The sequence below is a fragment of the Citrobacter sp. CK185 genome (assembly GCF_030333565.1).
Taxonomy (GTDB): Bacteria; Pseudomonadota; Gammaproteobacteria; order Enterobacterales; family Enterobacteriaceae; genus Citrobacter_B; species Citrobacter_B koseri.
The window spans coordinates 161,343-177,496 of record NZ_JAOWFR010000024.1; the positions used below are offsets into that span (position 1 = coordinate 161,343).

The 16,154-nt window shown below is 55.9% G+C and carries 13 protein-coding genes; 11 read left to right on the forward strand and 2 right to left on the reverse strand.

Translation table 11 applies throughout. From position 1 onward, the window contains the following. Window positions 1–23: 23 nt before the first annotated feature. The gene (locus OGV79_RS11975) at window positions 24–380 is read right to left on the reverse strand and encodes a KPN_00521 family repetitive protein (protein WP_012134762.1); all 357 of its coding nucleotides are present in this window, start codon (window positions 378–380) and stop codon (window positions 24–26) included. A gap of 273 nt (window positions 381–653) precedes the next feature. Between OGV79_RS11975 and OGV79_RS11980 the strand changes: the two genes are divergently transcribed. Both OGV79_RS11980 and OGV79_RS11985 read left to right on the forward strand, forming a co-directional pair. Beyond that, the gene (locus OGV79_RS11980) at window positions 654–1,955 is read left to right on the forward strand and encodes an AAA family ATPase (RefSeq protein WP_012134761.1); all 1,302 of its coding nucleotides are present in this window, start codon (window positions 654–656) and stop codon (window positions 1,953–1,955) included. A 15-nt stretch (window positions 1,956–1,970) separates the two neighbouring features. Then, window positions 1,971–2,657 carry an RloB family protein gene (locus OGV79_RS11985; RefSeq protein WP_286468452.1) on the forward strand — a complete coding sequence of 229 codons (687 nt, stop codon included), beginning with the start codon at window positions 1,971–1,973 and terminating at the stop codon, window positions 2,655–2,657. 127 nt (window positions 2,658–2,784) lie between these two features. Here OGV79_RS11985 and OGV79_RS11990 read toward each other — a convergent pair whose 3' ends face one another. Continuing rightward, window positions 2,785–3,618 (reverse strand): MurR/RpiR family transcriptional regulator, encoded by an 834-nt coding sequence (locus OGV79_RS11990; RefSeq protein ID WP_047463948.1) that lies wholly within the window; start codon window positions 3,616–3,618, stop codon window positions 2,785–2,787. Between the two features lie 213 nt (window positions 3,619–3,831). Here OGV79_RS11990 and OGV79_RS11995 point away from each other — a divergent pair, with 213 nt between their 5' ends. The 9 genes from OGV79_RS11995 to iolE all read left to right on the forward strand — a co-directional run bounded on the left by OGV79_RS11995 (window position 3,832) and on the right by iolE (window position 16,154). After that, window positions 3,832–5,337: a CoA-acylating methylmalonate-semialdehyde dehydrogenase gene (locus OGV79_RS11995; protein WP_071257958.1), complete on the forward strand. Its 1,506-nt coding sequence runs from the start codon at window positions 3,832–3,834 to the stop codon at window positions 5,335–5,337. A gap of 11 nt (window positions 5,338–5,348) precedes the next feature. Then, window positions 5,349–7,274, forward strand: coding sequence for a 3D-(3,5/4)-trihydroxycyclohexane-1,2-dione acylhydrolase (decyclizing) (gene iolD, locus OGV79_RS12000; protein WP_286468453.1), 1,926 nt, complete (start codon window positions 5,349–5,351; stop codon window positions 7,272–7,274). 315 nt (window positions 7,275–7,589) lie between these two features. Beyond that, a complete protein-coding gene (iolG, locus tag OGV79_RS12005) occupies window positions 7,590–8,576 on the forward strand; it encodes an inositol 2-dehydrogenase (RefSeq protein ID WP_012134755.1) in 987 nt (328 codons plus the stop codon). Between the two features lie 39 nt (window positions 8,577–8,615). After that, entirely contained in the window at window positions 8,616–9,545 is a 930-nt protein-coding gene (locus OGV79_RS12010; protein WP_012134754.1) for a substrate-binding domain-containing protein, read from the forward strand. A gap of 54 nt (window positions 9,546–9,599) precedes the next feature. Next, window positions 9,600–11,147: a sugar ABC transporter ATP-binding protein gene (locus OGV79_RS12015; protein WP_047461783.1), complete on the forward strand. Its 1,548-nt coding sequence runs from the start codon at window positions 9,600–9,602 to the stop codon at window positions 11,145–11,147. An 11-nt stretch (window positions 11,148–11,158) separates the two neighbouring features. Further along, window positions 11,159–12,187: an ABC transporter permease gene (locus tag OGV79_RS12020; protein ID WP_012134752.1), complete on the forward strand. Its 1,029-nt coding sequence runs from the start codon at window positions 11,159–11,161 to the stop codon at window positions 12,185–12,187. 10 nt (window positions 12,188–12,197) lie between these two features. Beyond that, on the forward strand, window positions 12,198–13,331 hold the full coding sequence (locus tag OGV79_RS12025) for a Gfo/Idh/MocA family protein (RefSeq protein WP_115181254.1): 1,134 nt from the start codon (window positions 12,198–12,200) through the stop codon (window positions 13,329–13,331). A gap of 12 nt (window positions 13,332–13,343) precedes the next feature. Beyond that, complete coding sequence (locus OGV79_RS12030) at window positions 13,344–15,248, forward strand: bifunctional 5-dehydro-2-deoxygluconokinase/5-dehydro-2-deoxyphosphogluconate aldolase (protein WP_286468454.1); 1,905 nt, start codon at window positions 13,344–13,346, stop codon at window positions 15,246–15,248. Between the two features lie 15 nt (window positions 15,249–15,263). Continuing rightward, window positions 15,264–16,154: a myo-inosose-2 dehydratase gene (gene iolE, locus OGV79_RS12035; protein ID WP_286468455.1), complete on the forward strand. Its 891-nt coding sequence runs from the start codon at window positions 15,264–15,266 to the stop codon at window positions 16,152–16,154.

The window sequence follows — 16,154 nt, forward strand, 5'->3', positions numbered from 1 at the left end:
CTTTTTTCTCATGTCAGGCAAAATTATTCGCTGACTTTTTTCTCAAGTTCTGCTGCGCCTTCTTTGGTTTTGTTCCAGCCTTTCTCAGCACCTTCTTTCGTGGCATTCCAGCCTTTTTCGGTGCCTTCTTTGGTCTTATTCCAGGCCTTCTGCGAGCCTTCGCTCACTTTACTGCTCAGGTTGTCGCTTTTACCTTCAGCGGCATGTTCAGATTTCAGTTTCAGCTCTTCACCCTGATTCTGCGCCTGGTGCAGCTTCTCTTTGGCGGTATTTGCGCTTTCATGAGCGGCTGCAACGTCGTTATCGGTCGCGTGTGTGGTCGCAGCAAAAACAGGGGAAGCCAGCAGAAGTGCAGATAAGGCGATCATTGTTTTTTTCATAAGAACCTCGCTTAACGTTATCAGTTATATGCGTGGTTAAGCATGACACGGCAGAAAGGCGGTGGCTTTAGGAATAAACTGTAATTGAATCAATGAGGTCTGGATGTGGGAGAGACGGGGGCTCCGTAGGGGGTCGTGAATATTGTAGAAACTGTCGTGATAAGCGGTCATATGGGTTGACAATCAGACAACGTTGATCTGGCAATCGGGAAGGTTGCGTGATAGGCTTTAACCGGAAAATTTGTGATTTTTTCACAAAAAAAGGAGTTATAAATGCTTATTGAATTTTCAGTGCAGAATTTTAAAGTTTTTAGCCAAAAACAAACTTTATCGATGGCTGCTAAAAAATCTTATAAAGAGCATCCAGAGACGACGGCAACAGCTGAGCATTTTGATGATCTGCTGATTAATAAGGTCGCAGTAATTTATGGTGCTAACGGCGCGGGCAAAAGTAGTTTTGTTGAAGCTTTAGATTTTCTGCAATCCTATATCCTTAGAGGGTTTGCTGATAGTTCACAGAATGATTCAATAAGAACGCGGTTTATCGATAGAGAAATACCTAAATTTATTTTTGATGAGGAACAGTTAACCGCGCCTACTGATTTTGAGATCAGTTTTATCGGCACGACCGGTGAACGATATCAATATACGTTATCTATCGGTACAGACGCGATAGAAGCTGAAGGTTTATGGGTTTACTCAAAAAAAGGGGTAAGACCGAAGACGATTATCTCCAGAGTATATAATGCTGAAACCAATGAATTCGAATACTACTGCCCATCGTTGCAGATAGATAAAAAAACGTATGAAGTGGCAATAGAAAAAGCCAATAACAGCAAACGCTCGCCATTCGTATCCATTCTGCATGCTTATGATGTCTCACAACTGGATGAATTTATTAACTGGTTCAGAGGCGATTTAATTGTATCCAGTAATCGCAATGATGATGTTTTCCGAATGGCATCCAGATACTCTTTTTTAGACGATCTGGCTGATGGCGATGAACAGAAAAAAAATAAAATACTTGAGTTTTTAAACAAGTTTGATCTTTCTATTTCTGATATTTCGGTAACGAAAAAGAATGTGACGTTACCTGATGAGATGCCAGAAGAAATGAAAAAAATGATATTGAGCGATGTCGGTTTTCAAATTGTTTTAGAACATACGACGTCCAGCGGTATCAAGAAAAACATCCCTTATGAAAGATTATCTTCGGGAACGAAGAAGTTATTCGATCTATCAGGCATTCTTTTACTGTGCTGTGAGGCCGGTGAAAAAAGCGTACTGGTTCTTGATGAGTTTGAATCATCGCTCCACCCTTATATCGTCAGAGCGATTTTTGAGTTAATGGTCAAACACTCTGAACGTCTTTTGCAGCTGATTCTCACAACGCATTCAAACGTTCTATTAGATACGGAAAAACTCGTCAGACGGGATCAAATATGGTTCCTGGAGAAAAATAGCGAGCTTGAAACCGTGCTTTATCCACTGAGCGATTTTGCCCCCAGGTTTGAGGACTCTATTATAAAAGGCTGGGATTTGGGTAAATTTGGTGGCGTTCCTTTTTTGGGGTGAATGATGGCCAGGAAAATGAAAGAGTTAATTTCTCCTTCTGCATTGAAAAAACGAGGCAGCGGTAAAGTTAAATCTGAGCGCAAGAAAACCCTGATCGTTTGCGAAGGTACGGAGACCGAACCAACCTATTTTAAGGATATGGTTAAAGACCTTAAAATAGCGAATACAGACGTTTATATTGAACCTGGGCGCCATTCAAACCCAAGTAGCGTTGTACGCACCGCCATTGATCTTTATGAGCAGGATCTTGAATTTGAGCTGATTTATTGCCTAATTGATACGGATGAGTTTGGGAAAGATATTGACCTGGCATCCGGTATGTTAAAAGAACATACTTTTTCACGGCGTAAAAAGTCCCTTGGTGGCGACCGGTATCCTCAGGCGAAGATCCTGCGTTCTGATCCCTGCATCGAGGTCTGGTTTTTACTCCATTATGAAGTGTTAAGACGGCCATTTGTTAAAGCAAATAAAAGCGCGGCACAGAACTGCAAGGAATACCTTAAAAATACGCATTTGAAAGATTATAGCGAAAAGTATAATGGACTCTATAGCCTAATAAAGAAAAATGGTCTTAAGGCGTGTGAGGAAAGCGCCAGGCTCAGAGCATGGCTTGAGAAGAACGATTGTATCAATCCGTTTACGCAGATTGATGAGTTATATCTGGATTTACATGAAAAAGTTTTCGCGCCAGCGAAAAGATAAATAAAGAGTAACACTGCACACGAAAAAGCGTTGCGTTTGTGCCCCTGTAAAGGGGCATTTTGAATTAACGCATGATCAAAAAATAACGCTATTTTAAGCAATATTATCTTCGTCCACGCCTTAACGATTATTTATGGCTGTTTCCCTGCCTGTAGGCCAGAGCGACAACCAATGACTGCACCAGACAAAGCGTCGCGGATTGTGAGCGAAAAGCGTCTACCTGCGCCTCTTTGACCACAAAGCAGAGATCGCTGAAGGTCGCCAGTGGGCTTATCTGACTGTCGGTAATGACAATTTGCTTTGCGCCGACGCTGGCTGCGGTTTCGCTGACCATGACCGTCTCTTCTGCGTAAGGGGAAAAGCTGATGGAGATAACAATATCGCGACTCTTGATACGGCTGATTTGCTCTCGCAGCATCCCCCCCATGCCATCAAGCAGTATTGGGCGGCATTCAAGGTGGCTGAGCGCGTAGGTCAGATAGGCGGCCACGCTAAAAGAGCGCCGCAGGCCAGCGATATAAATCGTGTCGGCCTCCGCCAGTAATTGAACGGCGCGTTGCAGCATGTCGGGATCGGTACGCGACGCCAGCTGTTGCAGCGCCTGAGCATTCGAACGGGCAAATTCTTGCAGGATGTCTAACGGCGTTTCCGGTACGGATTCGCTCTCCATCTCTCTGAACAGCCGCGCGCGATCGCTGTAGCTGGCCGTTTCTTCCACCAGGTTCATACGAAACAGTTGTTTCATTTCGTTGAAACCGGTGAAGTCAAACGCATTGGCGAAACGGATAAGCGTCGATGGCGGCACGTCCGCCCGCTCGGCGATGACGGCGACGGTATCGAACGCTACGCTGTTAGTGTTATCCAGCACATAGCGGGACACCTGCTGCAATCGTTTACTGAGACTATCGTAACGGTCGCGAATTTGCTGCTGTAGCTCGCTCAGACTGGATGCTGTCGTCATGTTATCCCCCATACTTAGTTTTCTGATTCTAAACGCAAAACCGTACATTTTAAATGTTAGCGATACATCCGGCTCGTCGATGCAGCCTGTTAACATAAAAATCCATTCCTGATCACAATAATCAATATTTATTTTATTTCAACTTAAAATAGAACGTTTGTTTCATATACAGTGTTCGGGTAACAGTCACGTATTAACAGCGAGAGGTTCAGGATGGAGACGGTAGCGAATTTTATTCACGGCGAATGTGTTACAGGCTCAGGCCAGCGCATTCAGGCGATCTTCAACCCCGCCACGGGCGAGCAAATTCGTCAGGTGGTGATGAGCACGGCGCAGGAAACGGAGCGAGCCATTGCCGCTGCGCAGCAGGCGTTTGCTGCCTGGTCAAGGCAGTCGCCGCTGAAACGCGCGCGAGTGCTGTTTCGTTTTAAAGCGCTGCTGGAGCAGAACATGGATTCGCTTGCCCGGCTGGTCAGTGAAGAACATGGCAAAGTGTATTCTGATGCGGTGGGCGAACTGACGCGCGGTCTGGAAGTGGTCGAGTTTGCCTGCGGCATTCCACACCTGCAAAAAGGCGAACATTCGGCGAATGTCGGCACCGGCGTTGACAGCCATTCACTGATGCAGCCTCTGGGCGTGTGCGCCGGGATCACCCCGTTCAACTTCCCGGCGATGGTGCCGATGTGGATGTTCCCCATTGCGCTGGCTACCGGCAATACCTTTGTGCTTAAGCCGTCGGAAAAAGATCCCTCGCTGTCGCTTGCGCTGGCAAAACTGCTGAAAGAGGCTGGTCTGCCGGATGGCGTTTTTAACGTCGTGCAGGGCGATAAAGAAGCGGTGGATGTTCTGCTGACCGATCCGCGCGTTCAGGCCGTCAGCTTTGTCGGCTCGACGCCGATTGCAGAATATATTTATCAGACGGCGTCGGCGCACGGCAAACGCTGTCAGGCGTTGGGCGGGGCGAAAAACCACTGCATTCTGATGCCGGACGCCGACATGAATATGGCGACCAATGCGATTATGGGCGCGGCGTACGGTGCGGCGGGCGAGCGCTGTATGGCGCTCTCCGTGGTGCTGGCGGTGGGGGATAACACGGCGGACGAACTTTGCGCGCGGCTGGAAACGCAGATCGCCGCGTTACGCGTTGGGCCGGGGCTTGATCAAACGCCGGAAAATGAGATGGGGCCGCTGATCTCCGCCGCACATCGCAGTAAAGTGCTGGGCTATATCGACAGCGGCGAGGCGCAGGGCGCGCGGCTGCGGGTGGATGGCCGCGGCTTTAGCGTGAAGCGCCACGAACAGGGCTTTTTCGTCGGGCCGACCTTGTTTGATAACGTCACGCCTGAGATGACGATTTACAAAGAAGAGATCTTTGGCCCGGTACTCTCCGTGGTGCGGGTGAAGGATTACGCCAGCGCGGTGGATCTGATTAATCGCCACGAATATGGCAACGGGACGGCGATCTTTACCCGCGACGGCGGCTGCGCGCGTCGTTTCTGTGAAGAGGTGCAGGCCGGGATGGTCGGCGTTAACGTGCCGATTCCGGTGCCGATGGCGTTCCACAGCTTCGGCGGCTGGAAACGGTCTATTTTTGGTCCGCTTAACGTTCATGGTAATGACGGCGTGCGTTTTTATACCCGCATGAAAACCGTTACCGCCCGCTGGCCGGAGATGCAGCAGGATAGCGGTGCCGCGTTCTCCATGCCAACGCTGGGCTGACGGAGGGACTTATGACAACCGTACGTATGACCATGGCGCAGGCGCTGGTCACGTTTCTCAACCAACAGTACGTCGATGTAGACGGGCAGGAGATGCCGTTCATCGAAGGCGTGGCGACCATCTTCGGCCACGGCAACGTACTCGGCATCGGGCAGGCGCTGGAGCAGGACGCCGGGCACTTGCGGGTGCATCAGGGCTGTAATGAACAGGGAATGGCGCACATGGCGACAGGGTTCGCGAAACAGCACCGTCGCCAGCGCATTTACGCCGTCACCTCTTCGGTAGGGCCCGGCGCGGCCAATATGGTGACGGCGGCGGCCACGGCGACGGCGAACCGTATTCCGCTGCTGCTGTTGCCGGGCGATATCTACGCCAGCCGCCAGCCGGACCCGGTATTACAGCAAATCGAGCAGTACCACGATCTCAGTATCAGCACCAACGACTGCTTTCGCCCGGTTTCGCGCTACTGGGATCGTATCAACCGCCCGGAACAGTTGATGAGCGCGATGCTTAACGCCATGCGCACCCTGACCGATCCGGCTGATACCGGCGCGGTGACGATCTGTTTACCGCAGGATGTGCAGGGCGAAGCCTGGGATTACCCGCAGAGTTTCTTTGTCCGTCGCGTTCACCATATTGAAAGACGACCGCCGGACCCACACCGGCTGGCGCAGGCGCGGGCGCTGATTGCCCGTAAACGCCGCCCGCTGGTGGTTTGCGGCGGCGGGGTGCGTTATTCCGGCGCGCACGACGCGTTTCGTCAGTTTGTGGAAAACCTGCACCTGCCGTTTGCGGAAACCCAGGCCGGGAAAGGCGCGCTGGTCAGCGACCATCCGCTGAATCTGGGCGGTATTGGCGTTACCGGCGGGCTGGCGGCAAACCAGCTTGCGCCACAGGCCGATCTGGTTATCGGCGTCGGCACGCGTCTGACCGATTTCACTACCGGTTCGAAAGCGCTGTTTGCACACCCGGACGTAGAATTTCTCCTGCTGAATGTCGCCGAGTTCGATGCCCTCAAACTGGACGCCACGGCGCTGGTGGCCGATGCCCGCGCCGGTCTGACGGCGCTGACGGAAGGGCTTCAGGATTATCGCAGCGGCTGGGGGGACGAGGTGGCGCAGGCGAAATCGGCCTGGGACGAGGAGTGCCGCCGGCTGTGGTCTCGCCAGTGGCGCCCGGATGACGCGCCGGAAATTGCCGGGCACCTTGATGCGCAACTGGCGGAATACAGTGAAGCGCTGAACACGCGGCTGACTCAGACTCGCGTTCTGGGGATTATCAACCAGCACATTGAGGATGACGCCATTGTGGTCGGCGCGGCGGGATCGCTGCCGGGCGATTTGCAGCGTCTCTGGCAGGTGAAAACGCCCGACAGCTACCACCTGGAGTACGGCTATTCCTGTATGGGGTATGAAATTGCGGCCGCGCTTGGGGCGAAGCTCGCGAAGCCGCAGCAGCCGGTCTATGCGATGGTGGGCGACGGTTCGTACATGATGCTGCATTCCGAGCTGCAAACGGCGGTGCAGGAGGGGATAAAAATCACCATCCTGCTGTTTGATAACGGCGGGTTTGGCTGTATCAATAACCTGCAAATGGGGCATGGGATGGGCAGTTTTGGCACCGAGAATCGCGCCCGTCAACCACAATCCGGTCAGCTGGACGGCCCGCTGGTGGCGGTTGATTTCGCCCAAAATGCGCAAAGCTACGGCTGCCGGGCGTGGCGGGTGCATGATGAGCAGAGCCTGCTGACGGCGCTGGAGGCGGCGCGCGCGCATCCGGGGCCGACGCTGCTGGATATTAAAGTGCTGCCAAAAACGATGACTCACGATTACGCCTCATGGTGGCGCACCGGCGATGCGCAGGTGGCCGATTCACCGTCGGTGCGAAAAGCCGCCGAGCAGACGTTCGATCAGGTGAAAAAGGCGCGTCAGTATTGAGTGAGTAATGCCGGATGGCGCTAACCCGTAGGCCGGGTAAGGCGTTCGCGCCGCCATCCGGCAACCTGCGACAACGAAATTTTCATTTCATTTTTCCTGTTTCTTCATTCCTGGCCCTCTTTCTGAATGAAAGGGGGCCAGTCTCTGCATCTTCTCCATCGTTGTGTTGTGAGATTGATAACAAAATTTACCTCAATCATCACAAGAATGTTAACTTGCGCGCAAAAACATAATTTTCACTATTTATAAAAATGAAATAAATGTTTTATTTAAGGGGTCGTTAGTTCACCGCATTCACCAACACCGGGAGCCGTTATGTTTAACATTGCTTTACTGGGAGCTGGCCGAATTGGTCAGGTACATGCCGCTAACATCGCAACCCACAAAGAGACTACCCTGTGGTCTGTCGTTGATCCGAACGAGACCTTTGCCTCCCGCCTGGCTACGCAATATCAGGCCCGTCAGCAAAGTCTTGATGAGGCGATGACCGATCCTGATGTTCATGCCGTGCTGATTGCCTCCGCCACGGATACCCACGCCGATTTGATTGAACTGGCCGCCCGCCACGGCAAAGCCATTTTCTGTGAAAAGCCCGTACATCTTGATCTTGCCCGCGTGCGCGACTGCCTGAAAGTGGTCAAAGAGTTCGACGTGCCGCTGTTTATCGGCTTTAACCGTCGTTTCGACCCACAGTTCCGCCGCGTTAAAACCGAGGCGCAGAGCGGGCGCATCGGCAAGCCGGAATCATTGCTGATTATCTCCCGCGATCCTTCTCCGCCGCCTGCGGAATATGTGCGCGTCTCCGGCGGGATGTTCCGCGATATGACCATCCACGATTTCGATATGGCGCGTTTCATCATGGGGGAAGAGCCTGTTTCGGTCTACGCCCAGGGAAGCAATCTGGTCGATCCGGCAATTGGCGCGGCAGGCGATATCGACACCGCGTTTATCGTGCTCAAGTATGCCTCCGGCGCGCTGGCGACCATCGTTAACAGCCGTCGCTCGTCTTATGGCTATGACCAGCGTCTGGAACTGCACGGTTCCGAAGGTCTGCTTACGGCGGGCAATATCCTCGAAAACCAGGTGCAGCACTTTGGCCAGAACGGCTGCACCAGCGCGCTGCCTGAGCATTTCTTCCTGCAACGTTATCAGGCTGCCTATGCCGCCGAGTGGGAGCACTTTGTCGCCATCTTACGCGGCGAGGCAGTGCCGGAGTGCAGCGGTGATGACGGTGAGCGTGCGCTGTATCTGGCTGATAAAGCGCTGGAGTCATTGCACAGCCAGCGTGAAGTTCTCCTCTGATTTTCCATAACAACACACCCTACACAGAGAGACATAACAATGAAAAAGCTGATTTTAGCCGCCTTCATCGCCATGACAGCCGGGGCGGCAATGGCCGAGAACGAACAAATTGTTTTCAGCACGCCGAATCTGGCAATGCCGTTTGAAGTTCACATGCAGCGCACGGCGGTGAAAGCCGCGAAAGAGATGGGCGTCAGCCTACAGGTTCTGGACGGGCAGGGAAGTTCGCCGAAGCAGGTTGCCGATCTGGAAAACGCCATCACCCGCGGCGCCCAGGGATTCATCGTCTCCCCGAATGATGTCAACGCAGTTTCCAGCGCGGTGGATGAGATTCAGGACGCTAAGCTGCCGGTGGTGACGCTCGATCGCTCCGTCGATAGCCAGAAGCAGGTTCCGCATTTTGGCGCGAACAACTACAAGGGCGGCCAGGCCATTGGCGACTTTGTCAAAAGCAAATTTCCTGACGGCGCGGACATTGTGCTGCTGACCGGCCAGCCGGGTTCTTCTTCCAATATTGAACGCACCAAAGGCATTCGCGACAGCCTGAAGGCGGGGGGCGATACGTACCGCATTGTTGCTGACCAGACCGGTAACTGGATGCGTTCGGAAGGAATGCGCATTGTTGAAAGCGTGCTGCCGTCGTTGAAAAAACGTCCGCAGGTCATCCTCTCCGCCAACGATGATATGGCGCTGGGCGCGATTGAAGCGTTGCAGGGGCAGGGGGTGAAACCGGGCGAAATTCTGGTGACAGGATTTGACGCGGTGCCGGAAGCGCTGGCGCGGGTGCGCGACGGCTGGATGGCGGCGACGGCGGATCAGCGTCCGGGGTTCGCGGTACAGACGGCGATGAGCCAGCTGGTTGCGAACGTGCGTGAGAAGAAAGCCATCACCGGTGCGGATTATCCGCCGACGTTAATCACTAAAGAGAACCTGCAACAGGCCGAGCGTATCGGCGAAGCCGGTAACTGATTTGCCCGGAGCCGCCGTCGCTGCGGCGGCTCGCATTAAAGGAGGAGCAGACCGATGTTGCAACCCTTACTGAACGTTACCGATCTGGCAAAGAGCTTTTCCGGCGTCTGGGCGTTGAGCAACGTACAACTGACCGTCGGGACGGGGGAGATTCATGCGCTGCTTGGCGAGAACGGCGCGGGGAAGTCCACGCTGCTGAAAGCGCTGGCAGGGGCGCAGCCGCAGACCCGTGGGGACATCTGGTTCAATGGCGAAACGCTGCCGGTGGAGGATTCGCCGGTTGAGCGGCAAAACAAAGGCATCATTACCATCTATCAGGAATTTAATCTGCTGCCCAACATGACCGTTGCGGAAAATATGTTTCTCGGGCGCGAGCCGCGTAAACGTAATGTGATCGTCGATGCGAAGGCCGTGAACCAGGAGGCGCAGGTGGTGCTGGACTATCTGCAACTGAATGTCGCGCCGACCACGCCGGTTGCCCGCCTGAGCGTGGCGCAGCAGCAAATGGTGGAGATCGCCCGCGCGCTGACCCTGAACGCGAAGCTCATCATTATGGATGAACCTTCCGCCGCGCTGAGCGACAGCGAAGTGGAAAGCCTGCACCGCGTCGTGCGGGAACTTAAAGGCCGGGGCGTGAGCATTATTTATGTCACCCATCGCCTGCATGAAGTTTTCCAGCTCTGCGATCGCTTTACCGTGTTTCAGGATGGCCGTTTTACCGGCAGCGGCGCGGTCGCGGAAACCAACGTGGAACAGCTGATCCGCCTGATGGTGGGACGAGACGTGGCCTTTAATCGTCGCCCCCCCAGCGAAACCCATCATGAAGACAAACCGATTCGCCTTGCGGTGAAGGGGCTGTGTCGCGAAAAGCCGCCGCTGGACCCGCACGGCATTGCGCTGCACGACATCAGCTTTCACGTTCACGCCGGGGAGGTGCTGGGGATTGCGGGGCTGGTCGGCGCCGGGCGTACCGAAGTGGCGCGCTGTCTTTTTGGCGCTGACGGCTTTACTTCCGGGACGTTTGAGCTGGACGGCGCGGCGTATCACCCCCGTGACCCGATGTACGCGCTGGATCAGGGCGTGGCGCTGGTGCCGGAAGATCGCAAAAAAGAGGGGGCGGTGCTGGGACTGTCTATTCGCGACAACCTGTCGCTCTCCAGTCTCTCTTCGCTGCTGCGCTGGCGCTTTTTCGTCAACACCCGCAAAGAAGATGACCTGATCGAATCTTACCGCCAGGCGCTGCAAATCAAGATGGTCAACAGCGAACAGGAGGTGCGCAAGCTCTCCGGCGGCAATCAGCAGAAAGTGATCCTCGCGCGCTGTATGGCGCTCAATCCACGGGTGCTGATTGTTGATGAACCGACGCGCGGCATTGATGTGGGCACCAAATCCGAGGTGCACCAGGTGCTGTTTGATATGGCGAAACAGGGCGTGGCGGTGATTGTGATCTCTTCCGATCTGCCCGAAGTGATGGCGGTTTCCGACCGGATCATCACCTTAAGCGAAGGCCGGGTAACCGGTGAAATCCACGGCGATGACGCCACCGAAGAGCGGCTCATGATGATGATGGCCATCAACCATAACGCCCTGAACGCGGCATAACGGAGTTTCACATGACGCAGATAGTGACCAAAACGCAACCCCCTGCCAAACGTAGCGGACGTATCGATCCGATCGCTTTTTTCGAGCGCTTTGGGGTACTGATTTTTATGTTCCTGCTGCTGATTTTTTTCCAGACGCAGAACAGTAACTTCCTGTCAGAACGCAATATTTTCAACATTCTGACCGAGGTGTCGATCTACGGGATCATGGCCGTGGGAATGACGTTCGTCATTCTGACCGCCGGAATCGATCTGTCTGTCGGCTCCATTCTGGCGGTATGCGCCATGACGGCAGCATACGTGATTAAAGGCGACAACTTCACCACGGTAGACCCGAGCGCCTGGGGCGGGATGAGCTGGCTGATTGGCCTCGGCATCTGCCTGGCGATGGGGACGGCGATTGGCTTCCTGCATGGCCTGGGCGTGACCCGCCTGCGCCTGCCGCCGTTCATTGTCACCCTTGGCGGGATGACCATCTGGCGCGGCCTGACGCTGGTGATTAACGACGGCGCGCCCATTGCCGGTTTTGATCAGGGCTACCGCTGGTGGGGGCGTGGTGAACTGCTCGGTATCTCCATCCCGATCTGGATTTTTGCGCTGGTGGCGATCGGTGGTTATCTGGCGTTGCACAAAACGCGCTGGGGCCGTTTCGTCTACGCCATTGGCGGCAACCCGGAGGCGGCGCGTCTTGCCGGGGTCAACGTCAAACGTGTGCTGGTCAGCGTGTATGTCGTGATTGGCTGTCTGGCCGGGCTGGCGGGGTTTGTACTGAGCGCCCGTCTGGGCAGCGCGGAGGCGGTGGCCGGGATCTCCTTTGAGCTGCGCGTTATCGCCTCGGTGGTCATTGGCGGGACATCGCTGATGGGCGGCTATGGCCGCATCGGCGGCACCGTTATCGGCTCGATCATTATGGGCATTCTGATAAACGGTCTGGTGCTGATGAACGTCTCCGCCTACTACCAACAAATTATTACCGGGCTGATTATTGTGCTGGCGGTGGCGTTTGATACCTATGCCAAGAGCCGTCGTGGCGCGCTGTGAGGGATAAATAATGAAACAAGTGCGAATTGGATTGATTGGGACGGGATACATCGGCAAGGCGCACGCCATTGCCTATGCCCAGGCGCCGACGGTGTTCAACCTGCAAGGCCAGCTGGTGCGCGAAATGGTGGCGGAAGTGACGCCGGAGCTGGCGGCGGAACGGGCGCAGGCATTCGGGTTTCGCCGTTCGACCGGCGACTGGCGTGAGCTGGTGGCAGACCCGAATATCGATGTGGTGGATATCTGTTCGCCCAACCATCTGCATAAAGAGATGGCGCTGGCGGCCATTCGCCACGGTAAGCACGTCTATTCGGAAAAGCCGCTGGCGCTGAACGCTCACGATGCCCGCGAAATGGTTGAGGCCGCAAAACAGGCCGGGGTGAAAACGCTGGTGGGCTTTAACTATATGAAGAACCCGACGGCGGCGCTGGCAAAAGAGATCATCGCGCGAGGGGAGATAGGCGATGTGATCCACTTCTACGGCACCCACAACGAGGACTATATGGCCGACCCGCTTTCCCCCATTCACTGGCACTGCTTTAAGGAGACGGCGGGGTTAGGGGCGCTGGGCGATCTGGCGGCGCATATCGTCAATATGGCGCACTACCTGGTCGGCGATATTCGCGAGGTCTGCGGCGACCTGAAAATTGTGGTGCCGGAGCGCCCGGCCAGCGCGGGATCGGCGCAGAAGGTGGTCGTGGAAAACGAAGATCAGGCGCACGCGATGGTGCGATTCGCCAGCGGCGCGCAGGGGGTGATCGAAACCTCCCGCGTGGCCTGCGGGCGCAAAATGGGGCTGTCATACGTGATTACCGGCACCAAAGGCGCCATCAGTTTTACCCAGGAGCGAATGGCCGAGCTGAAGCTCTATCTGCATGACGATCCGGTTAACCGCCAGGGATTTCGCACCCTGCTGGTGGGGCCCGCGCACCCGGACTATGCCGCGTTTTGCATGGGGGCGGGGCACGGCATCGGCTTTAACGATCAGAAAACGGTGGAAATCCGCGACCTGGTGAACGGCGTTGCCGCCGATGCGCCGATGTGGCCGGATTTTGAAGAGGGCTGGAAAGTGTCGCGCGTGCTGGACGCCATCGCGCTCTCGCATCAGGAAGGCCGCTGGCTGAATGTGAACGATATTGTCTGACGAGGTATCAACGTGGAAAAGCAGTTTGATGTGATATGCATGGGCCGCGTGGCGGTTGACCTCTACAGCCAGCAGATTGGCGCACGGCTGGAGGATGTCTCAAGTTTTGCCAAATACCTCGGCGGTTCCTCAGGGAATGTCGCCTACGGCGCCGCGCGTCAGGGGCTGCGTTCGTCGATGCTGGCAAGAGTGGGCGACGAACATATGGGGCGCTTTTTGCGCGAAGAGCTTAACCATGTTGGCTGCGATACCAGCCATCTGATAACGGATAAAGAACGCCTGACGGCGCTGGTGCTACTCGGCATTAAAGACCGGGACACCTTTCCACTGATTTTTTATCGCGATAACTGCGCGGATATGGCGATTACCGCCAGCGATGTTGACGAGCAGTACATCGCTTCATCCCGCTGCCTCGCCATCACCGGGACCCATCTTTCTCATCCGCAAACCCGCGACGCGGTGCTGACCGCGCTGACCTGTGCCCGCCGTCACGGCGTGCGCACGGTTCTGGATATCGACTATCGTCCGGTGCTGTGGGGGCTGACCTCGCTGGGCGACGGCGAAACGCGCTTTATTGCCGCAGAGCAGGTCACTCGCCAGTTGCAGGCGGTGTTGCACCTGTTTGATGTGATCGTCGGCACCGAGGAGGAGTTTCATATTGCGGGCGGCGCTACCGATACCGTGCAGGCGCTGGCGCAGGTGCGTGAGGTAAGCGCGGCGACGCTGGTTTGTAAACGCGGCGCGCTGGGCTGCTCGGTGTATACCGACGCGATTCCGCCATCGCTGGATGACGGGCTGACGGTGACCGGCGTGCGCGTCGAGGTGCTCAATGTGCTCGGCGCGGGCGATGCGTTTATGTCGGGGCTGCTGCGCGGTTATCTCAATGATGAAGGCTGGGAGCAGGCCTGCCGCTACGCCAACGCCTGCGGCGCGCTGGTGGTTTCGCGCCACGGTTGCGCGCCCGCGATGCCGAGTAAGGTGGAGCTGGATGACTACCTCTCCCGCGAGCATCAGGTGCCACGCCCGGATCTTGATCCACGGCTTAATCATCTGCACCGCGTCACGACGCGTCGGCGGAACTGGCCGGAACTGTGCGTGATGGCGTTTGATCACCGCAGTCAGCTTGAAGAGATGGCGCTACAGTGCGGCGCCTCCCTGAAGCGCATTCCGGCGCTGAAAACGCTGATCTTACAGGCCAGCCGCGATGCGGCGAACAGCGCGGGGCTGGAAGGAAAAGCCGGTCTGCTGTGCGACGGAACGTTTGGCCAGGATGCGCTGAATGCGATAACCGGCGAAGGGTGGTGGATTGGCCGCCCGATTGAGCTTCCCGGCTCACGGCCGCTGGAGATGGAGCACGGCAACATTGGCACTCAGCTTATCAGTTGGCCGCAGGAGCATGTGGTGAAGTGCCTGGTCTTTTTCCACCCGGAAGATGCCCACGGCCTGCGCCTGGAGCAGGAGCAGAAAATCGCCGAGGTGTATCACGCCTGCTGTCAGTCGGGGCATGAGCTGCTGCTGGAAGTGATTTTACCTGTGGGTATGCCGCGCAGCGATGAGCTTTACCTGCGGGCTATCTCCCGCTTCTACAACCTGGGCATTTACCCCGACTGGTGGAAACTGCCGCCGCTCTCCTCTGATGGCTGGACGTCGCTGAGTGACATTATCGAACGCCGCGACCCGCACTGCCGTGGCGTGGTGATTCTTGGGCTGGATGCGCCAGCCGAACAGTTACGCGCAGGGTTCAGAGCCGCTGCCGGACATGAGCTGGTGAAGGGGTTTGCGGTGGGGCGCACGCTGTTTGGCGAGGCTTCCCGCGCATGGCTGAAACATGACATTGACGATGCGCAACTGGTGACGCGCATTCGGGATAACTATCTGCAACTGATCGCCTGGTGGCGCGAGCGCGGGCAGGCATAACTTTAGGAGAACATTATGGCTGTGCAATTAGGCATTAATCCGCTGACATGGACCAATGATGATTTGCCCTCTCTTGGCGCGGAAACGCCGCTGGATACCTGTCTGAGCGAAGGTAAAGAGGCTGGTTTTGCGGGCTTTGAACTCGGTAATAAATTCCCTCGCGAGGCGCGTCTGCTGGGGCCAATCCTGCAACGCCACGATCTGAAGCTGGTGTCGGGGTGGTATTCCGGTCGCCTGCTGGAGCGGAGCATAGAAGAAGAGATTGCGGCGGCGCAGGCGCATTTGACGTTATTGCGCGAGCTGGGGGCGAAAGTGATGGTTTTCGCTGAGGTGAGCCATTGCATTCACGGCGAACAGCAGACGCCGGTTCACCTGCGTCCGCGATTCCCGCAGGCGCGCTGGGCGGAGTATGGTGAGAAGCTCACCGCGTTCGCCCGCTATACACAGCAGCAGGGGGTGCAGATTGCTTATCATCACCATATGGGGACGGTGATTGAGTCCGCAGAGGATGTGGACAATCTGATGACCCATACCGGTGATGAGGTGGGGCTGCTGCTCGACACCGGACATTTGACCTTCGCAGGTGCCGACCCGCTGGCGGTGGCGCAACGCTGGGCGAGCCGTATTAATCATGTGCACTGTAAAGACGTGCGCGCCGACGTGCTGGCGGATGTGAAAAACCGTAAAACCAGCTTTCTGGATGCGGTGCTCAGCGGCGTCTTTACCGTACCGGGCGACGGCTGCGTGGATTACCCGCCGATTATGCGACTGCTGAAAGAGCACGATTATCAGGGCTGGCTGGTGGTAGAGGCGGAGCAGGACCCGGCGATTGCCCATCCGCTGACTTACGCGCGGCTGGGATATAACAACCTGAGCCGCCTGGCGCGGGATGCCGGTCTTATCTGA